The organism is Streptomyces sedi (genome assembly GCF_006335015.1).
In the GTDB taxonomy this organism is placed as follows: domain Bacteria; phylum Actinomycetota; class Actinomycetes; order Streptomycetales; family Streptomycetaceae; genus Streptomyces; species Streptomyces sedi.
Genome location: NZ_VDGT01000027.1, coordinates 23,062 through 42,200 on the forward strand (window position 1 = coordinate 23,062; position 19,139 = coordinate 42,200).

Below are 19,139 nucleotides of genomic sequence, written 5' to 3' on the forward strand. Positions count from 1 at the left end.
AGCGCGGGCTATGGGCGGAAAACGGGCCGCAGGTTGTAGCCGACCTCGGGATCATTCGCGCGGTGCTCGACGATGAGTTCCTGCTCGCGCCGGAGAACCTCGCTCCTGGTGGCCGTCTCCGACTCCCAGAGGATCTGCTTCCGAATGGTGAAATCGCGAAGGTCCTCACCGGCGAAATCCGCTGCGAGCTGCTTTTTCGTGGGGCTCCCGAAGTAGGTGAGTCGATGTCGATCGTCGGTGGTATCCGATCCCACGTAGATCTTCCCGTTGGGATACGTGATCTTGTAGATGACCTTCATGGTTCCGAACCCTACGACGGGCGGGGCGTTGCGGAGCCGGAATGCGGAAAGTCGCGGACTCACCCCACCCGGCTCGTTCCCTCCACACCGTGGGGGAAGTGCGGGGGCGCCCAGCCTCGGTAGGTGAGGTGCCAGGGGCCGTCGGTGAGGTGGTCGAGGGGGACAAGGTCGATGCGGCCGGGGGCGGCGATGTCGTTGGTGGCGACCTGGCCGTCGCCGAGGTGGAGGGCGACATGGCCGGCGTCGTCGCCGGTGGCGTAGAAGAGGAGTGCGCCGGCCGGTGGATGGAGGTCGCCGGGGTGGGTCTCGTCGGCCGCGTCGAGGCGGCGCCAGGCGGCGTTGGCCGTGGGCTCGCCGGAGGCGCCCCAGCCGTAGGCCTCGGCGACGAAGGCCAGGCACCAGCGTTCCCAGACCCTGCTGGCGGAACGGGCCTCCGCGCGGGCCGCGTCGATCGCCTGTTGGCAGGTACGGGGGTTGGCGCGGGCGAGCGTGAATCCGCAGTCGGTGGCGGGCGCGGGCGCGTCCTCGACGGCCTGGTAGCGGGGGAGGAGCGCGCGGACGGCCGTGACGTAGTCGCGGGTCTCGCGCGTCGGGGGTCGGCCGCCGTGGGCGCGGACGGCGAACGGGCCGGCGTGGTAGGCAGCGAGGGTGCGGTCGGTGGGGTCGCCCGGGAGGTCGGCGAGGTCCACGAAGAGATGGCAGAGGTAGCGGGCCTGGGCGTCGACGGCGTCGGGCGGGTCGTGCGGCGAGTTCGTCCCGTTGCCGTCGGCGTCGCGGCCCCAACGTTCCCAGGTCGGGTCGGTGAACTGGGCCAGTCCCCGCGCGTCGCTGTCGGAGACGGCGTCCGGGTTCCAGCCGGACTCGACGTCGATCTGGGCCGCCAGCAGCGGGGCGTTGACCTCCGCGCACTGGCCCGCGGCGTCGAGGAGCAGCGCACGGTACTCCTCGGGGACCGGGGCGTCCGTGCCGAGCCGTACGGTGCTCGCCTCGGCCCGCAGGTCTTCCGGCCCGAGGACCACCACCAGGCCCAGGCCGCCCACGGCGAGGGCCAGCGGGAGGGCGAGGCAACCGAGCTGCTTCATGCGGAGCTTCCTGCCGGGAGTGGCGGACGGGCAGAGTGACGCGAGGGCGCCGGTTTTCCCGGAGGCTATGTCATCGGGCGCGTTTCGGAGAGAAAGAGCGCGCGCCTCATTGTCGAATCGGAGGCCCGTGAGTGGAGAAAGGTTCCGGCTTTCTCGCCACACGAGAAACGGAGGCAAACGGGGGCGGGGAAGGGAAGTGCGCGTTGACACGCGTGTTTTGGTGGCGGTAGGAATCAATTCACGAAGCGCCGGTCGCGGGTTTCGGATGCGATCGCGTGTGCTTTCTTGTGTGCTCGTTTCGCCGTAAGTGCTATGGACGGTTAAGGGAAATGATCGTGAATGGTTCTCCCGAGGAGCCGCTGACGGAGGCGTCGTTCCGTGCCACCGCCGCCAGCCGGCTCGGCGCACCCCCGCCGCCTCCCGCGCCGCCGCCTCCACCGCCGAGCCCCCCGAACGCCGCGCACGCGCCGCACCCTTCGAGCGCCCCACCGCAGGACGGCGCGACATCGGCTCTGCCCGTGCAGGCGACGAGGGAACGGGAGTCCGGGCCGCCGTCCCGGCACGCCGACTTCTCCGCCTCGCTGCGGCAGCGCGCCCGGTCCGCCGTGCCGCGGTGGGGATGGCGCGGCCGGGTGCACCGCTGGACGAAGGGCCGCCTCTCCCCGCGCGTCTCCTCGGCGGAACGGGACTGGAACACCGCGCTGCGGGCGGTGCAGATGACCTTCGGCGGCCCGCGCAGCATCGTCTTCGTCAACCCCAAGGGCGGAACATTCACGACGACCGCGACCCTGCTGGCCGGCCGCACCTTCGGCGTGCACCGGGGCGGCGGCGTGGTCGCGTTCGACAACAACGAGACCCGGGGCACGCTGGGCGAGCGAGCCGTGCGGGCCGGCCACGCCAACACCGCGCGCGAGCTGCTGTCCGCGATCGACCTCTTCCGGGGGCCCACGGCACGCCTCGGCGACCTGGGACGCTTCACCCGAGGGCAGGGCCCCGCGCACTTCGACGTGCTGGCCAGCGACGAGCGTCCCGAGGCGACGGGGCAGCTCGGCGCGGAAGCCTTCGATCAGCTCCATGAACTGTTCCGTCGCTACTACCGACTGATCCTGATCGACTCGGGCAACAACGTGCGCGCGCCCGCCTGGTTGGCCGCAGCACGCCAGGCCGACCTGCTGGTCATCACGACCACGGTGCGGGAGGACGCCGCGTCCTCGGCCCTGTGGATGGCGGACGTCCTGGAACGGGACGTGCTGGGCCCGGGGGCTCTGAAGCAGCGGAGCGTCGCCCTGGTCTGCGATCCGGCGCCGCGCCCCGACACTGTTCTCCGCCGGCTGCTGCTGGACACCTTCGGCGCCCGCTGCCACACGGCGATGTCGATGCCCTTCGAGCCGGCGCTTGTCGGCGGGGGCGCCATCGACTACCCACGGCTGTCGTCGGCCACCCACGCGGCCTGGCTGCACGCCTGCGCCGCGATGGCCTCCGCCCTCTCACCCGGGTGGGAGGGGTGAACGCCGCCATGGAACTGGCCGAGCAGTTCAACCCGTTCACGGGAATCAGCCCCAGCTTCGGTCCTTTCGCCGAACTGCTGGAATCCAAGTTCGGTATGTTCCTGGCGCTGGCCTGGGTGATCGGATTCTTCGCCTGCGCCTACTTTCTGATCGAGGCGATCGGCCGCGCGGCGAAGTCCAAGCGCAACGGACTCGCCGGAGATCTGGACGAGACGCGTGGAGAACTGGTCCGCGTCGGGGCGGCCACCATCGGAATGGCCTCCCTTCCCGTGCTCTACACCATTCTCATCAGCGCCTGACCTCCCCACCGCATATCCCGCTGTTCGATCCCACCCCTCTCGAAGGCTGTCTCCGTGAACGTGCGCATCCACTACCAGTCGCCGGCGTCCCGTGAGCGCGGCGGGGCGCTCGGACTGAGTGCACCCGCCCTCCTCACCCTCCTGGGGATCGGCGTCGCGGGTGCCTTCGCGTCGGCCCTCTTCCTCGTCGGGGGAGGCGAAGAAGGGGACGACGACGGTCGGCAGGGCGAGGCGGCGGGGGAGGTCATGATCTCGCCTACCCCCTCAGCGTCGGCCCCGGTCGCACGTGGCCGGGCGACGGCGGCGGCGACGCTCGCCGACCGCGAGGTGTCCGGCCTGCCGCGCGGCTTCCCGCACTCCAGGGAGGGGGCGGTGGAGGCGGGCACGACGTTCGCCGCCACCACCGCCGACGTGCAGCGGATGTCCGGCGACGACCGCCTCGCCTATGTGCGCGACGCCCTGCTGGAGCCGCCCTCGCAGCGCCAACTCGACCGCGACGCGGAGGAGTTCCGCCGTTCCCACAGCCTCCCGTCAGCCGCGGAACGGGCGGACGACAGCGCGTTCGTCTCCCGTTGCCACCCCGAGCTGGGGGCCTATCGCGTCGCGGAGTACGCCGACAGCCGGGCGGTCGTCGACTTCTGGATGCCGTGCCTCCAGGGCACGCCCGACGCGTCGGACGCCTCGGCCGGGATCGGGACCCGTTGGCAGATGGGCCGCATGGAGCTGCGCTGGAAGGACGGCGACTGGCGGGTGGGGGAGCTGAGCCGTGGCCCGTTCGACGCGCCCGTCGAGCCGGGCGAGCCGGGCGACCCGGTGACCGATCTGGCCACCCGTCTGAGCCTGCTCGGGCACGACTGGCGCGTCTACGCCGACGCCACGGAGGAAGCGCCGGCGGAGCCGTTCACCGGGGACGCCCGGTGAGGCCCGCAGGAACCGTCATCGCATCGGTGCTGCTGGCGCTGCTCGTGGTTCTCTCCGGGGCCGGGCACGCGGCGGCGGACGACGCGACCGGGGCGAACGAGTGCGAGGACGCGCTGCTGGGGGAGTGGGCCTGCGGCGTGCTGAACGACATCCCGGTCGTCGACGAGGTCTACGGCTACCTCGGCGACGTGCAGCGCGACAAGGCGGAGGCGGCGGCCGACGCACTCGGTGACGTGGTTCCCGACGACTTCATCGAGGCGTGGGTGACGGGCATGGCCGAGTCGACGGTCAGCCTCCTCACCCACATCCAGGCGGTCGGCGAGCGGGTGACCCGGCCGGCCTTCGACCAGGACTGGTGGGTCTCCCAGTACGCGACCAGCTTCGGCCTCTCCCTGGTGCTGCTCGGCTTCCTGCTGGTGTGGATCACGGGTCGGCTCGCCGCCGCCGGGTCGTCCGCCACGGGGATGGACCTGCTGCGGCAGTCCGGTTGGCGGCTGGTCCTCGTCGTTCCCCTGATCTCCGTGGGGCCGCTGCTGCTGCTCGAACTCCAACTCGCCAGCGCCGAGTTGGCACGAGGCTTCGCTGACGAGGGCGTCGGGCACGCGGGGAGCGCGGTCGAGCGGTTGATGGACCTGATCGTCGAGAAGGCGGGGGACTGGGGTGTCTTCGGCGGAACGGTGCTGGCCCTGCTGCTGTTCCTGTGCATCCTCTGCCTCGGCCTGGTGACGCTCATCGAGATGGCGATCGCCCAGTGGGGGCTGCATCTCGCCGGGCTGCTGGTGCCGTTGGTCCTGGTCGCGTGGGTCTACCCGCCGTGGTCCGCGGCGTTGCGACGGCTCGCGGGACTGATCGGCGGGCTGATGCTGCTGCCCGGCTTCATCTACTTCTTCTTCCACACCATTTGGGCGGCCTTCGACGCCATGCTGGCGGACCATCCGGAGGACGACGGGCTGACCATCCTGCTCTTCCTCCTGGTCGGGTTGCTGATGATCGACGCCTTCCCCATGGTGGCGATGTGGCTGATGTCCCTGGCGGTACCCGGGGGCACCGGCATGGACCCCGAGCTGCGGGGGACCGTCACGCATCCCTCGGCGGGCGAGATGGTCGCAGGCTTCGCGGAGCGGTTCGAGCAACGCGCCGACCGCATCGGTGAGTCATCGCGAACCGAGACGGCGGCAGGCGCCTCCTCCGACCGACCGGACGAGGCCGAGCAGGTGGCGGCCGTCGCGGCCGGGGGCGGGGCGGGCGCCGCCGCGTTGGCCGCCGAGCGTCAGCTGGACGACGAGAGCGCGGACGGCGGCGCCGAGTCGACCGGGCCCGTCGCCGCCGACCCGGGACGCCCCGGGGACACCATCGGCCTCGCCGGCGAACGCGACGACGCCCCGCCGCCGGACGGAGCCGAGCGGGTGCCGGCCCGGGCGGAGCGCGACGGCGAGGAGGAACGGTGAACAGGGCCGAGCGGACCTATGTACTGGGCGGCGAGACGCGGCGGCGTTCGCTCTTCGGCGCCGTGACGCCGGTCCAGTTGGTGACCGTCGCCGTCTATCTGCTGGTCTGGGTCGTGCTGCTGGTCTCCACCCAGTCGATCGCCGTGCTGGTCCTGGGGCTGGCGGGTGCCGGCGTCGGGCTGCTGCTGGGCAGGCGCCGCACCGACGAGGGCGACTCCTGGACGGCGGCGGCCTGGGACCGGCTCGACTGGCGGCTGGCGACGGGTGCCGGCCAACGCCCGGACCACGTCGCCGGGTTCACGCTGCCCCCCGAAGTCGGCGAGGTGCGCGTGATGGCCCCCGCTCCGCCGGGCTCGCCCGACTCCCCGATGGCGCTGCTGCACCACAGAGACCACCGGCACCGTTCCTGGGCCACCGGCTGGCTGACGGCCACCTTCGAGATCGCGGGCGGCGGCGACGGGCTGCTGCCCACCCGGGCGGTCAACACCGCCGGGTACCTCTTCGAGCGGCTGCTGGGCGGGCTGGCCGGCGCCAACCTGCCCGTCGACCAACTCGACCTCTGCACCCGGGTGCTGCCCGTCCACACCGACGCCTACCGCGCCCACATGGCCGCGCTGCTCGCGCCGGACGTGCCGCCGCGCCTGCGTGCCTCGATGAACCAGCTCGCCGGCTACGCCGCGGGCAACACCGAGGAGTACCGCAGCTTCGCCACGATCCGCGTGCCGCTGGCCCAACTCGGTCAACGGATCGCCCAGCCCGCCGACTTGGACGCGGTGTGCGCCGAGATGTTCGCCGTGCTCGGCGACGTCGTCGGCCGCGTCAGCCGCGCCGGCTATCCGTTGCGCGCGGTGCTCGGCCCCCGCCGGTTGGGCGCGCTGATCCGCCATCTCCACGACCCGGACCGGGACATCGACGACCTCGACGAGGTCGCGTCGTTCGCCGACGGCTGGCCCAGTTCCCGCGTCGCCGGGCGCGACCACGTCCGCACCGAGGGCGCGTCCCGTCCCTGGCATCACGCCGTCGGATCGCTGCCCCGCGACGCGTGGCCGCTCCAGGCGGTCAACGCCCGCTGGATGGAGCACCTGGTCACGGGCATCCACCCGGCGACCATCCGCACCGTTCAGTCGCAGTGGCGGCTGGTGCCCAAGGTGCCGGCGCGCGAGCGGGCGCGGCTCGCCCTGACCTACGACACCGCCGACCGACACGGCGAGCGGCGCCGGGGCCAGGTGTCCACCGGGGAGAGCGAGGCGTCGATGTCCTCCGCCCGGCGGGTACTCGACGACCTCCTGACGCCGGTCGTCGGCGGCGTGCACCCCGCCGTCCGACTCCATCTCTCGGCGCCCACGGTCCCGGAGTTGTCCGCCGCGCGGGTGCGCGTCACGGCCGCGGCCGAGGCCGCCGGGGTGACCCGCGTCCGGTGGCACCACCACCGTCACCACCAGGCGCTGCTGCTCGCCCTCCCGATGGCCAGGGGGATCACCGTATGACGACCACCGCGTCACCGGCCGAGGCCGAGGCCGAGACCGACGCCCGGGCCGCCGAGCGCCCGCCGACCAGGCCGCGACGGCGCGGCCGGTTCCGTGAACTGCTGGGCCGCAACGAGCTGTCGACCGAGACGATCTTCACCTCCACCCGGCAGGCCGCCGCGCTCAACCCGGCCGTGGTGGCGACGCACCCCGCGCTGGCTGGGCCGATCACCGGCGTCGACCTGGCGACCGGGCAGCCCATCACCACCGACCCGCACGCGCTCTACGACCAGGGGCGGATCACCAGCCCCAACGTGCTGGTCCTCGGCGACATCTCCTCCGGGAAGTCCTCGCTGGTCAAGACGGAGTACTGCGTGCGCCAGGTGGCCTGCGGCAAGCAGGTCGTGGTGCTGGACCGGAAGAACCAGCAGGGGCGCGGGGAGTACGAGCGGGCGGCGGCCGAGTGCGGCGTGGTGCCCGTGCGGTTCGCCCGAAGCGGCGGCACGGCGATCAACCTGCTCGACCCGCGCATCTCCACCACCTCGGAGTCCGGCGGCGACGGGCGGGTCGGCCAGGACCGGCTGCTGCTGATGGTCGCCGAGCACGCGCACGAACGGGAGCTGACCTCCCGGCAGCGCTACGCGCTGCGGACCGCGCACCGGACGGCGCTGGCGCGGGCCAGGGCCGAGGGCCGGGTGGCGACGCTGCACGACGTGGTCGCCGCGCTCTACGACCCGGCGGCCGACGCCGTTCCCCGCCCGCACCTGGCGACGGAGGGCGTGGTGACGCGTCGGGCGGTGATCGAGTGGGGTCTTGAGGTGGCGCTGGACCTCGAACGGTTCATCAGCGGCGACCTGTCGGGCCTCATCGACCGCGCCACCAGTGAGGACCTGGACCTGAGCGCGCCGCTGATCGTCTTCGACACCTCGGCGCTGCCGGAGGACTCCCCCGCCCTGTCGCTGGTGATGGCGCTGGTCGCGACGTTCCTCTCGGCGGTGTGGGCGCAACGGAACGGGCAGCGGCTGATCGTGCTGGAGGAGGGGTACCACACGGCGCGGCTGGACCGGGTCGCCTCCGTGCTGCGCTCCCTCGCCAAGCGCGGGCGCGGCATCGGGCTGTCCTTCGTCACGGTCGTCCACCACCTCAGCGACATCCCACCGGACTCGGACGCGATGTCGCTGGTCAGGGAGGCGGGCATCGTCCATGTCTACCGTCAGTCGCGCGAGGACGACGCGGAGGAGGTGGTGCGGCAGTTCCGGCTCCCGCACACGCTCAACGGCCAACTCGCCGCGCTGGCCCGGGGCGTGCACGTCCTGCGGATCGGCCACGAGCCGGCCCGGATGGTGCAGCACCTGCGCACGCCGCTGGAGATCGAGATCACCGACACCGACGAGGCGATGAACGGAGGGCCGCGATGAACGAACTGCCGTTGCCCGCGAGCGTTCTGTTCCTCGTCTTCGCCGGGCTGTGCCTCGTCGCGTTCCTGCGCGGCTTTCTGACGCGCCGCTCGGGGGCCGGCTCGCGTCCGGCCGTTCCGCACGCCGGGTTCGCCCGCCCGGAGGCGCTGCGGGCGGCGCTGTCGGAGGAGGCCGTGCGGCGGGCCGGGGCGCAGGTCCGCCCCGGGCTGGCCGCGTCGCGGGAGGGGACGGGCCGTGAACGCTGACCCGGCGACCGACTACGGGTACTTCCTCGGCCACGCGGTCCGCCCGGCCTGCGGCCGGATGCCGCTGTACTCGCCGTACGACCAGGCGTTGCGCGTCGTCGGGCCGATGGGCTCGGGGAAGACGTTCCGCTTCCTGGCCCGGTTGCTGCGCGACGTGCCAGGCCCCGCGCTGGCCACCTCCACCAAGCCCGACCTGCTCGAACTCACCCTGGGCGCGCGGACCCGCCGCGGGCCCGTCGTCACCCTCGATCCGCAGGAACTCGTTCCCGGGCAGCAGCCGTTGCGCTGGTCACCGATCCACGGCGCGGCCGACACCCTCACCGCCGAGCTGCGCGGCCGGGCCTTCGTCGCCGGCACCCGCGTGCGGGTCTCCGGCGGACAGGACGAGGGCGCCGCCCACTACCGGCACCTGGCCGGGACCTGGCTGTCCTGCCTCCTGCACGCCGCCGCCCTCGACGGCGCCTCGCTGCGGGACGTGCTGCGCTGGGCCAAGCGCCCCGAGGACCCCGCGCCCCGGCAGATCCTCCACCACCACCCGGGCGCGGGACCGCACTGGGCGGAGAACCTCATCGACGCCACCACCGGCGACGACCGCGCCGTCGGCAACACCCGCTCCACCCTCGCCAACGCCCTGGCCGCGTTCGCCCACCGGCCGGTCGTCGACGCCGTCGACGTGCCACCCGAACACGCCACGGACGTCGAGGCGTTGCTCGACGCGTGCGGCACCCTCTATCTCCTCGGCAAGGACAGCGAGCACTCCTCGCTCTCCCCGCTGGTCACCGCCATCGCCGAGGATGTCCTGGACCGCGCCGAACAGCTCGCGGTCACCAAGCCCCACCGCCGGCTCGACCCGCCGCTGGTCGCCGCCCTCGACGAGGCGCCCAACATCGCGCCGCTGCCCTCCCTCCGGCAACGCGTGGCCGACGGCCGGGGGCGCGGGCTGTGCGTGGTCTACCTCGTGCAGTCCTGGGCCTCGGCGGAGGGCCGCTTCGGCCGGGACATCGCCCGCGAACTGGCCGCCATCACCAACAACACCCTGGTCCTGGGCGGCTCCCACGACGTCGCCCTCCTCCGGGACCTCCAACAACTCTGCGGCACCGCACCGGTGTTCAAGACCTCCACCACGCTCTCGCGCGACCCACGAGGCGGACCGCCGAGCCGCGCCAGCGCCGTCAGCCAGGACCGCGAACCCGTCCTCCACGCCCACGAGATCACCCAACTCGACCTCACCGCCGGCCACGCCCTGCTGCTGGCCGGCAACCTCCCGCCCGTCGTCGTCGAGCTGCCCCCACTGACCGAACACCCGGACTGGCCGGCCATCGCGCACGAGGTCATCCTCGTGCGCGCCCGCGCGGACGAGGCGCGGGCGGTCGCGCTGGCCGAGCGCAGCCGGCTCCGTCACCGGCACGACCGGGCATGGCACTCCCGCGCCACCACCCGGTGAACGGTTCCCTCCCGCCCTGGCCGCCGCTCCCGCCGCGCGTTCGCCGGCTCCTCGCACCCGCCAACCCGCACCTCGACGAGCCGGTCGTCGACGAGCCGGCCGAGCCGCCACGCCCCTGGGACCTGTGCTCTCTGGACGGCGAACTGGCGGCGGTCGTCTTCTCCTGGCTCGACGAGGTCGCCGTCTGGCACAACGCGACCTACGCCGGTCAGGACCACCAGGTCATCCCCGCCTGCTGGCCACAACATCCCTCCGTCGCCCACGACCTGGCCGCCCTCGCCTTCAGCCGCGTCGACGTCTACCAGGCCGCCACGGCGGCCTACGTTCCCCGCTGGCACCACGACCTGGAAAGCTTCCACCACCGCCTCGCCGCCACCCTCGGGCCCAACCCGCCCTGCCTCCGCGGCGACCACGACGCCCTGCCCCGCCGCTACGCGGTGGAGGCGGCGGAGCGGGAGATGGTGACGGGAAGCGCGGGGCTTGAACGGTCTTGCACTTGGTCTGGCGGGGGGTACTGACATTCCATTTCATCAGGCATGTCAACACCCTTTCAGCCGTCGACAGCGGCTATGAGACGGTGGCCGGTTCCAGCAAGCCCATTGATCGTGCTCGGAGCACGGTTTCCATTCGATCATGCGTGTCGAGCTTCTTAAACAGATTCTGTATGTGTTTGTGTACGGTGCGTAGCGAGATGCCCAGGCGTTGGGCGATGGTCTTTGATGGAAGTGCCTGTGCCAGCAGGGTGAGCACGGTGAGTTCACGGGCGGTGAGGCTGGACTCGCGTGAGCGATGCAAGATCGCTTGGCTCTGAGGGGCCCGAAATCGCGAAACTACCCTGTCGTGCCCGTCGACCGCGGCAAGCAGGGGCTGGGCCTGCGTGGCGAAGGCCCGATGGCCGTCGGAAAAGGGAGCTGACCGGTAGATGACGAGGCTCCGCAGCACGTCATCGCCCCGGGCGCATGGGATCGCCATTTGGTTTTCCGAACCGAAGTAGCGGCGAGCGACGGAATGAGCTGCGCTGCCGCGCCACAAGGATAGGCCGGTGATCTCTTCAGCGGTGCGCGGCGTTCTGTCCGGAAATGTGTCGTAGTGGGTAATGAGAGGATTTTTTGCTTGTACGGATTCCTTGGAGAGTTCGTGCACCAGTTTCCCCGACATGCGCGACGGCGCCCAAGCGACCGGTGAGGCTTGTCCTTGTCGGATATCGGTAACGGTGACTGCGGTGGCGTCGAGGCATTCCGCGAGCGTTTCGGCGATGGTGGTCCATGGGGAGGATTCGGCACTCTCCTCCAACACGCGTATCGCGAGTGCCAGCAAGTCCAGGCCGCCTGGGTGCTTCAGTGGCACGGTGTCCTCCGCCTCCTTTCGGTCGAACAGTGGATCGCATTACAAGAATATAGAACACCGTCGAGTTCCGTATCTGGCCACGAGTAGCGGCAAGCCCTGGGGCCAGTGGGCAATGACGCCCGGGCGGCCGTCGCATCCACCAGCCTGGCAGCGGGGACCGGTCGGCTGGGACGCGCTGTCTCGGTGGAGTTGGTGGCCGTGGGCCACGCCCTCCCGTTGAGCGCAGGCGACGCGGTACGTACTCGGGTTCGGAGGCCGAGCGGCTGTCTTTCAGGCCATGGGCCACTGGGAATGAGTGCGCGTCAGCTCGGCCGAGACCTCCCACAGCCGTGCGGCCAGTTCAGGGTCGTCACCGCCGGCGTCGGTTTCCGCCGGCGCGCGATCCTGGTAGTACACAGCGCGCGGGTCGCCGCCCTCGTCGCTGGTGGCGAGCCACACGAGAGTGTCGGCTCCCCGCTCGGGAGGGGCGAGTACAAAGCGCTCGAAGGGCTTCACGAGACGTACGAATGGGGAGTCGCGGTTGATGTCCGTCCTGATGGCGCCGGGATGGAAACAGGTCGCGGGCAGTGGTGTACGCCGCTGGAGCTCGGCGGTGAAAAGGATGTTGGCGAGCTTGGACCGGCCGTAGGAAAGCGCTCCCGTCCATCCGTCCAGCAGCGGGATGTCGTCGAAGTCGAACCGGCCCTTCGCGTGAGAGTCCGAGGCCGTGGTGACCACGCGCCCCGCGTTCTCCAGCAGGCGTGCTGACAGGAGTCGCGTGAGCAGGAAGGGCGCCAGGTGATTGACGGCCAAGGAGAGTTCGAACCCGTCCGCTGACTCCCGCCGCCTGCTGGGCTGAACAGCGGCGTTGTTGACGAGGACATCCAGCCTGGGGAAGTGCTCCAGCAGCCGGTCGGCAAGGCGGCGCACCCCGTCAAGGCTGGACAGATCCTCGACGAGTGGCTCGGGAATTCGCGCCTCTTCGGGGGCGGCGGCTGCCATCGCGCGGTGCACCTCGGCAAGTTTCGCAGCCGACCGTCCGGTGATGACGACCTGCTTCCCCTGCCCTGCAAGCCTGATGGCCGCTGCCGCTCCGATGCCCGAACTCGATCCGGTGATGACGATGGTGCGCATGATGTTCCTCTCGGCAGTTGGTGGTGCGTTGCCGTCGGGCCGCCGGTTGGCGCAGTCAGGAGCCACGGCTCTTCGACGTCACTGTGAACGGAGGGGGCTTACTGCGGCGGCTGACCCTGCCCACGGCCCACGGCATCCAGGAGATGAGCTCTCAGGCCGCTCGCGTACGCGTGCATCGTCTTCACTGCCTGAGGAGTGTTCGGGCAACGGACGTGCATGTGGGTCCCGTCAGGGTTCCTGTTGATCCACACGTCGCCGCCCGCGCCCAGGGACGGATTGAAGGTCAGCCGAGGGTTACTCACCTGCGGGGGTTCAGCTCCCGGAGTGGAACGAGTATCCGCGTAGGAGAACCAGAAGGTCCTGTCCTGGGCGATGTGGGAGGGGAGGGCCGCCAGAACACGTTCGACCGCCGCGTCCTGACGACATCTCGACGTGCGAAAGGATTGACGCGCCTGGCGCATGACATCGGCGAACGCGGTGCCCGCAGGCGCCTCGAACCATACGGGAACAGCACTGACATACCAGCCCACCGAGGGCTGGACGGGAACAGGGCGGGTCGACATCGGTACCAGGGCACCGAACGTGGACCCACCACCGAGTTCTCGCACGCTCAGAGCCGAGGCCGCCATCAGGGCCGCCGGGACCGTTCCGCCGTGGCGCGCGCACCAGAGTTCCACCGCAGAGGCCGTCTCCTCGTCGAACAATGGGATGTTTCGCCGGAACAACGGCATGGCGTCAGTGGAGGGCACTCCCAGGTCGAGCGGGAAGGCGGGCAGCCGGCCGCCCATGGCGCGGGCGAAACGCGTCCAGTGCTCCACAGTCCCGTCCAGAGGCCGCGCGTCGTCCTTTCTGTCCTCACGGGCGTGGGCGTCGAAGCTGCCGGGCTCGGCCAAGTCCGCTGCCCGGCTCTCGCGATGCGCTCGGTGCAGCCGGTTGATCTCGTCGGCTGCCAGCAGGTGGGAGTACAGGTCGACGTGCAGATGGTCCGACACCAGGAAGAGAGTCGATTCTCGTCCGCCGGTGAGCGCCGCGAACGCCGTACCGGGCCACCCCCAGGGGTCGGTCACGGTGTCGGCCAGACGGGACAACGCGGCCAACACCTTTTCCTCGGTGCCGCACCACTCTCCTCGTGAACGCTTCAGCTCGACCGCCGACGCGGGCAGGACGTAACGCCTGACGGCACCGTCCGACTCTCGTCGGAAGAGGCTCCGCAGTGTGTCGTGGCGGCGCACGAACTCGGTGAGCGCCAGCTGGAGCGCCGCCGGATCGACGGTGTCCGCCACGGAGGCGCTGAGATGCCACCGGCGGGGCCATCGGCCTGAGGCGTGCCCTGCCTCGGCTTGTCGCAGCCGCAACTCCTGGTTGTGCGACGGCGGCCCGGCGGGCCCGGCCTCTGCGGCGACTTCCTTGGAGGCATCGGTGAGCTGCCACGTCATCAGCCGCCCGTGGCCGACTGACAGGTCATCGAGACCAACCATGCGCATGCGTGCTGTGACTTTCCGGGAGAGGGGCGGGATGAGAGTAGGCAATGGGTCAGACCGACACGTCGCTGTCGGCAAGTAGCTTCTTCAGGTGGCCGACGACGGCGTCGGCCGCGAACAGGTCCACCCGAGCGCGGCGGTACAACATGACCCCGCGGAAACCGTCGTCCTCGACCCCGCTCCACACCACGCTGAAATCGCGCCAGTACCAGGCGTCTGGGGCGGTGGGTACCTCGGTCACGCGGACACCGGGAAACAGGGGGGTGTCGTACTCCCCGACCGAGAAGCTGAGCATGTTGACCTTCAGCACGTCCGGTGAACCCAGCTCACGCAGGACCTGGTGGGCGTCGTCGTCGCGGTGGCGGTCCGCCTCAAGCCAGGTGCGCCACACCCTGCGTACCAGGTCGAGAAACCGTTCGCCTCGGCGCACTGTGACGCGCGTCGGCCGGTAGTTGACGTAGAAGCCCACCGCCGCGCGTCTTCCGGGGTCCTCCCGGTTCGCGGTGTCGGGACCGATCAGCAAGTCGTGCTGGCCGGTCACCCGTGCCATGGCCACCGCTGTGGCACACAGCAACACGATGAACGGAGTGGTGCGCGCATGGCGGGCGGCGACGCGCACGGCGTCGGAGATCTCGCTGCCCAGGGCGAACGGGGTCTGCTCTGTCTCCCAGGAAGAGTCGACGGCCGGGGGCTGCACTGGCTCGGGCCACTCGACCGTGCCGGGCACGCCGCCCAGACGGTCGCGCCAGAACGCCATCGCCGTCTCGCGATTCTCTGTCCAGGTGCGGCGCTGGCGCACCGCGTACTCCGCGTAGCTGAAGGGCAGTTCGGGCAGCTCCGGGGCCGTGCCCGCTGTACGCGCCCGGTAGCACTCAGAGAGGTCGCGGAAGAGCACGGGAACGGACCACCCGTCGTAGACCAGGTGATGGAGACCGAAGGACAGCAGGGTGCCGTCGTCAGTCTGATGCAACGCCATACGGAAGAGCGGAGCCCCGCCGAGGGCGCCCTCCGCGGTGAGCCGTTCCTCCAGCAGTGCCCGCGCGACGTCTGCGGCCCCCGCGCCGGGCCAGGTGCGAACTGTCAGAGCCTGGAACGGCGCCGGGCGGATTTGTTGCGCATATCCGGGCCCGGTGGAGCCCATGACCGTTCGAAGCACGGCGTGGCGGGCGGTGATGTCGTCGACCGCGCCAAGCAGGCACTCCCGGTCCACCTCGCCTTCGAGGCGGTACAGCAGCACCTTGTCGTAGCGCAGTACGCACTCAGGGTGCTTCTGCATGTTCTCCACGGTCTCCTCCTGCTGGAACGACAGGGGGGCCGTCTCCACGGGAGTCTGCCGTGTCATGCGTCTTCTTCCTCGGTCGTGGCCGGAGCGCTCTCGGCGTATGCGTCGGCCTGGAGCCGGTAGAGGTCGGCGTACTGCCCGCGCAGCGCCAGCAGGTCCTCGTGGGTGCCGGACTCCACAAGGCGTCCTTTGTCGAGCACCAGGATGTGATCGGCGCCGGCGACCGTGGAGAAGCGGTGCGAGACGATCAGGGTGATTGCACCGGTCCGCTGCCCCAGGTGCCTGGCGCGCGCCATGTGTTGCTCGAAGATGTTCTGCTCACTCGGGGCGTCGAGCGACGCCGTGGGCTCGTCCAGGACGAACAGCAGCGGGTCGGTGCGCATCGCCGCACGGGCCAGCGCGGTGCGTTGCCACTGTCCCTCGGAGAGGTCGAGACCACCCAGCTCTCTGCCCAACTGGGTGTCGAGGCCGTTCGGAAGGCGCCTCACCAGGTCGTCGGCCTCGACCTCGCCCAGGGCCCTCTGGATGCGCTCCCGGTCGTTCACGTGCCGCAGGTCGCCCAGTCCGACGGTCTCCGCGAAGGTGGTGCGGAACCGTCCGAAGTCTTGGAAGACGGCGCTGGAGCGGTCCCGCCACCGTTCGGTGTCCAGCCGGGAGAGGTCGATCCCGTCCACGGTGATGCGCCCGGAATCAGTCTGGTAGAACTTCTGCAGCAGTTTCACCAACGTCGTCTTGCCCGACCCGTACTCGCCGACGACGGCGACCACGGCGCCGGCCGGCAGCGTGACCGAGACCCCGTCAAGGGCCAGCCGGTCGGTGCCGGGATAGGCGTAGCTCACGTTCTCCACCGAGATGCCGTCGGTGAGCGCGGCGGGAGGCGTCTGCTCTCCTTGGTCGCGGGTCGCCTCGCGCTCCGTGTACTCACGCATCCACAGGTAGGGATCGAGCACCCTCCTCGCGGAGGCGGTCGAGGTCGTGCTCATGACCGTGCTCGCCACGGTCTGGCGCAGACTCATGGCCACCGTCACCGCGAGTACGACATCGCCGACGGTGCCGTGGCCGTGCACCGTGCGGTGGGTGATGAGCGCCAGCGCGCCGACGAACGCCGCGATGAAGACCAGCCAGCCGACGAGTTTCAGCGCCCCGGCGACGAACTGCGCGCGTGCGCGTGGTCCCATGGCCGCGTACCAGGCCGTGGTCTGACGGCGAATGACATCCTCGGCGGTACCGGAGACCCGCAACTCTTTGCCGGCGGAGGCGGAGACGGCCAGCTCTGCCAGACGGCGATGCAGCCGGTGATCCTCCGACGTCTCCACCTCGACACGCCGCACCCGACGCTGCCCGACATGGTCCAACCACACAGGCAGAGCGGCGAACACCAGCAGCAGGCCGAGCCAGGGCGTCACCGTCCCGAGGAGTAGCACGGCGAGAACGAGCTTGAGTACGTTGGAGACGGCCAGAACCATGTTCCACAGGCTCATGGTCACGTGCCCGGTCCCGAGTCGGACAATGGTCATCCGATCGAGAAAGTCGGTGCGTTCGAGGTGCTCCAGACCGTGGACCCGGGAGATGTCCCGATGGATGCGCGGGTGGAGCTCCAGCCGCCCGAGCCGGTCGTTGGTGGTGGCCCGCAGCAAGCCCGCGGTGTCCTGGAGGACCAGGCTGACCGCGTAGGCCAGTGCGGCCACGGCGGCGGCCATGACCGCCGTCGAGGTGTGGCCGCCGTCGATGGCGTCCACCGCGCGGCGCAGAGCCACGGCGCACACGGGCACCGCCAGGGTGGACAGGGCGATGGCCGTGAGGGTGGCGGCTGTGTGCCGTCGCTGTCGCCGCCACGAGAGCGTGAACAGCTCCCGCCAGAGTGACCAGTAGCGCCTCACAGGACGTCGCCCTCCTCGATCCGGTCGTCGTATCCGCGTCGGAACCGCGCGGCCTGGATGCGGAACATGTCGGCGTACGCACCGCCCTTCGCCATCAGTTCGTCGTGAGTGCCCGATTCGGTGATCCGCCCACCGTCGAGGAACACGATGCGGTCGGCCTGCCGCACGGTGGAGAGGCGATGGGAGATCAGCACCAGGCCGCTGTCACCGCGGCTCTTGGCCAACCGCTCGAAGACATCGGACTCGGTGCGGACGTCTAGGTGCGCGGTCGGTTCGTCGAGGACCAACAGCCGCGCCCCGCGCCGCATCGCGTACAACGCCCGCGCCAGCACCGTCTGCTGCCACTGGCCGCCGGACAGGTCCACCCCGCCCGATCGGGTGCGGCTCAGCGGGGTGTCCCATCCATCCGGCAACCGCTCGATGACTGCCTCGAAGCCCGCCTCGTGCGCGGCCCTCTCGACCTCTCCACGATCCCGGGGAGTGTGGCCGTGGCCGAGCGCCACGTTGTCCTCGGCGGACAGGGGGTATTTGACAAAGTCCTGGAAGACGACCGAGAGACGCCTGCGCCAGTCGGTGGCCGGGGTCTGGGACAGGGGGTGCCCGTCGGCGCGGATCACTCCCGATGTCGGTTCGTACAACCCGGTCAACAGTTTGATCAGAGTCGACTTGCCGGCACCGTTGATCCCGACGACCGCCAGGAACTCACCAGGCTCGATCTCCAGGTTCAGCCCGTCGAGGACATCCTGGTCGTCGCCCGGATAACGGAAGGAGACATCTGCGAAGCACACCCGCGGCGGAGCCGGACGGTCACCGCCGGCCGGGCGATCGCTGCTTTCCGCTGCCCGCGCCGTGGCGGAAGAGGGCTCGGATTCACCGAGGGCGTCGCGTAGTTCGTCGTGGGCGCGCAGTACGCGGCCGGCACCGATGATGTTGTACATCTCGGAGTCCGGACCGAGTACGAGGAACAGTGACCAGCCCGCTGCGAACACCGCCGCCGCGAGCGCCGCTGGGTCCGCTCTCCCGGGCGCTCCTGAAGCCACCATCACGTACATGGGGAGGAGCCCCACGATTACCAACATCAGGTGTACGCCGCTGCGGCGCAGCATGCGGTCGATATAGCTCCACAGGGGCGCGTTGGCGGCTCGGATGTGTCCTTGCATCCGCGTCACGCTCCAGTCGGCAAGACCGAAGACACGAATGTCCTTGCCCTCGCCTTGGGAGGTAGTGGCCTCCCGCCACACATCGGCGTGCTGCTCGTCCTTCGACGCCGCACGCCACCGCGCCGCGAGTGCGAAGTCGTCGCGGGTGCGCAGCACGCGATGCAGTGCCGCCGGGATCAGCGCCATCGGTACGAACCACCACGCGTACTGCGCCAAGACCGCGCAGGCGGCGGCGGCACCCACCATGCCTGCGGCCCAGCGCAACTGTCCGACGGCACCGTCGGACGGGGTGCAGTCGTAGCCGTGGCTACGGTCGGCCATCGCCTCGCGGATCAGCCGCTGCGTTTCCGGCCGTTCCAGCACCTCGACACGGCCGGAGCTGGCCGCCGTGCGTGCCACCCGTTCGCGGTGCGGCCCGTCGATCCTGACGGCGGCGATGAACTTCAGCGGTTCGAGCAGCGCTTCGGCGGCCTGGGTCGCCAGTACCGCGCCGCCGAAGACACACAGCGGCGCCACCGCCGCCGACAGAGATCCGGAGCCGATGGCCTCGCCGAGGCCGCCCACCACGAGGCCGACGCCTGCCGCCATGACTGCCGGGCCGAGTCGTTCGACAAGCATGACCACCACTAGCGCGGCGTTCACGGGTAGGCCTGCGGGGCCGAGAGCACGCAGCAGCCTCAGGCGGTTGGCAAGCGCGTCCACGCGACCTCCTCTTCAAGGTGCGCTGGGAGCTGGGGGAGAGGGAC

The 19,139-nt window shown here is 70.7% G+C and carries 17 protein-coding genes; 9 read left to right on the forward strand and 8 right to left on the reverse strand.

Annotated elements, in window-relative coordinates; genetic code table 11:
* Window positions 1-8: 8 nt before the first annotated feature.
* Both FH715_RS25820 and FH715_RS25825 read right to left on the reverse strand, forming a co-directional pair.
* Window positions 9-299, reverse strand: a complete 291-nt coding sequence (locus tag FH715_RS25820) for a GIY-YIG nuclease family protein (protein WP_139649516.1) — start codon at window positions 297-299, stop codon at window positions 9-11.
* A gap of 59 nt (window positions 300-358) precedes the next feature.
* Complete coding sequence (locus FH715_RS25825) at window positions 359-1,381, reverse strand: transglycosylase SLT domain-containing protein (protein ID WP_170184828.1); 1,023 nt, start codon at window positions 1,379-1,381, stop codon at window positions 359-361.
* 518 nt (window positions 1,382-1,899) lie between these two features.
* Between FH715_RS25825 and FH715_RS25830 the strand changes: the two genes are divergently transcribed.
* Genes FH715_RS25830 through FH715_RS25870 form a run of 9 tightly spaced genes read left to right on the forward strand, consistent with a single transcriptional unit; the run spans window position 1,900 to window position 10,648 of the window.
* Window positions 1,900-2,889, forward strand: a complete 990-nt coding sequence (locus FH715_RS25830; protein WP_139649520.1) for a MinD/ParA family ATP-binding protein — start codon at window positions 1,900-1,902, stop codon at window positions 2,887-2,889.
* Window positions 2,886-3,188, forward strand: coding sequence for a hypothetical protein (locus FH715_RS25835; RefSeq protein WP_139649522.1), 303 nt, complete (start codon window positions 2,886-2,888; stop codon window positions 3,186-3,188). Before FH715_RS25830 ends, FH715_RS25835 begins: the two co-directional genes overlap by 4 nt.
* A gap of 54 nt (window positions 3,189-3,242) precedes the next feature.
* Window positions 3,243-4,109 (forward strand): DUF8175 domain-containg protein, encoded by an 867-nt coding sequence (locus tag FH715_RS25840; RefSeq protein WP_139649524.1) that lies wholly within the window; start codon window positions 3,243-3,245, stop codon window positions 4,107-4,109.
* Entirely contained in the window at window positions 4,106-5,557 is a 1,452-nt protein-coding gene (locus tag FH715_RS25845) for a hypothetical protein (protein WP_139649526.1), read from the forward strand. The genes FH715_RS25840 and FH715_RS25845 overlap by 4 nt, the downstream gene beginning before the upstream one ends.
* Window positions 5,554-7,044, forward strand: a complete 1,491-nt coding sequence (locus FH715_RS25850; protein ID WP_139649528.1) for an SCO6880 family protein — start codon at window positions 5,554-5,556, stop codon at window positions 7,042-7,044. Before FH715_RS25845 ends, FH715_RS25850 begins: the two co-directional genes overlap by 4 nt.
* Entirely contained in the window at window positions 7,041-8,441 is a 1,401-nt protein-coding gene (locus tag FH715_RS25855; protein WP_139649530.1) for a hypothetical protein, read from the forward strand. The genes FH715_RS25850 and FH715_RS25855 overlap by 4 nt, the downstream gene beginning before the upstream one ends.
* Window positions 8,438-8,686: a hypothetical protein gene (locus tag FH715_RS25860; protein WP_139649532.1), complete on the forward strand. Its 249-nt coding sequence runs from the start codon at window positions 8,438-8,440 to the stop codon at window positions 8,684-8,686. The genes FH715_RS25855 and FH715_RS25860 overlap by 4 nt, the downstream gene beginning before the upstream one ends.
* Window positions 8,676-10,130 (forward strand): type IV secretory system conjugative DNA transfer family protein, encoded by a 1,455-nt coding sequence (locus tag FH715_RS25865; RefSeq protein WP_139649534.1) that lies wholly within the window; start codon window positions 8,676-8,678, stop codon window positions 10,128-10,130. Before FH715_RS25860 ends, FH715_RS25865 begins: the two co-directional genes overlap by 11 nt.
* Window positions 10,103-10,648 carry a hypothetical protein gene (locus FH715_RS25870; protein WP_139649536.1) on the forward strand — a complete coding sequence of 182 codons (546 nt, stop codon included), beginning with the start codon at window positions 10,103-10,105 and terminating at the stop codon, window positions 10,646-10,648. The genes FH715_RS25865 and FH715_RS25870 overlap by 28 nt, the downstream gene beginning before the upstream one ends.
* A 49-nt stretch (window positions 10,649-10,697) precedes the next feature.
* Here the strand turns inward: FH715_RS25870 and FH715_RS25875 are convergent, their stop codons facing one another.
* The 6 genes from FH715_RS25875 to FH715_RS25900 form a co-directional block, all read right to left on the reverse strand.
* Window positions 10,698-11,477 carry a helix-turn-helix transcriptional regulator gene (locus FH715_RS25875; RefSeq protein ID WP_139649538.1) on the reverse strand — a complete coding sequence of 260 codons (780 nt, stop codon included), beginning with the start codon at window positions 11,475-11,477 and terminating at the stop codon, window positions 10,698-10,700.
* 270 nt (window positions 11,478-11,747) lie between these two features.
* On the reverse strand, window positions 11,748-12,590 hold the full coding sequence (locus FH715_RS25880; RefSeq protein WP_139649540.1) for an SDR family NAD(P)-dependent oxidoreductase: 843 nt from the start codon (window positions 12,588-12,590) through the stop codon (window positions 11,748-11,750).
* Window positions 12,591-12,688: 98 nt separating this feature from the next.
* On the reverse strand, window positions 12,689-14,074 hold the full coding sequence (locus FH715_RS25885; protein ID WP_139649542.1) for a condensation domain-containing protein: 1,386 nt from the start codon (window positions 14,072-14,074) through the stop codon (window positions 12,689-12,691).
* A gap of 49 nt (window positions 14,075-14,123) precedes the next feature.
* Window positions 14,124-15,347 (reverse strand): condensation domain-containing protein, encoded by a 1,224-nt coding sequence (locus tag FH715_RS25890; RefSeq protein WP_246108987.1) that lies wholly within the window; start codon window positions 15,345-15,347, stop codon window positions 14,124-14,126.
* Between the two features lie 62 nt (window positions 15,348-15,409).
* On the reverse strand, window positions 15,410-17,233 hold the full coding sequence (locus tag FH715_RS25895; protein WP_139649544.1) for an ABC transporter ATP-binding protein: 1,824 nt from the start codon (window positions 17,231-17,233) through the stop codon (window positions 15,410-15,412).
* The gene (locus FH715_RS25900) at window positions 17,230-19,095 is read right to left on the reverse strand and encodes an ABC transporter ATP-binding protein (protein WP_139649546.1); all 1,866 of its coding nucleotides are present in this window, start codon (window positions 19,093-19,095) and stop codon (window positions 17,230-17,232) included. Before FH715_RS25900 ends, FH715_RS25895 begins: the two co-directional genes overlap by 4 nt.
* Window positions 19,096-19,139: the final 44 nt, after the last annotated feature.

Excerpts from the sequence above, each read along its gene's own strand:
- FH715_RS25820 (WP_139649516.1), bottom strand. The coding sequence starts at position 299 with ATGAAGGTCATCTACAAGATCACGTATCCCAACGGGAAGATCTACGTG.
- FH715_RS25825 (WP_170184828.1), bottom strand. The coding sequence starts at position 1,381 with ATGAAGCAGCTCGGTTGCCTCGCCCTCCCGCTGGCCCTCGCCGTGGGC.
- FH715_RS25855 (WP_139649530.1), top strand. The coding sequence starts at position 7,041 with ATGACGACCACCGCGTCACCGGCCGAGGCCGAGGCCGAGACCGACGCC.
- FH715_RS25860 (WP_139649532.1), top strand. The coding sequence starts at position 8,438 with ATGAACGAACTGCCGTTGCCCGCGAGCGTTCTGTTCCTCGTCTTCGCC.
- FH715_RS25870 (WP_139649536.1), top strand. The coding sequence starts at position 10,103 with ATGGCACTCCCGCGCCACCACCCGGTGAACGGTTCCCTCCCGCCCTGG.
- FH715_RS25880 (WP_139649540.1), bottom strand. The coding sequence starts at position 12,590 with ATGCGCACCATCGTCATCACCGGATCGAGTTCGGGCATCGGAGCGGCA.
- FH715_RS25885 (WP_139649542.1), bottom strand. The coding sequence starts at position 14,074 with ATGCGCATGGTTGGTCTCGATGACCTGTCAGTCGGCCACGGGCGGCTG.
- FH715_RS25890 (WP_246108987.1), bottom strand. The coding sequence starts at position 15,347 with ATGCAGAAGCACCCTGAGTGCGTACTGCGCTACGACAAGGTGCTGCTG.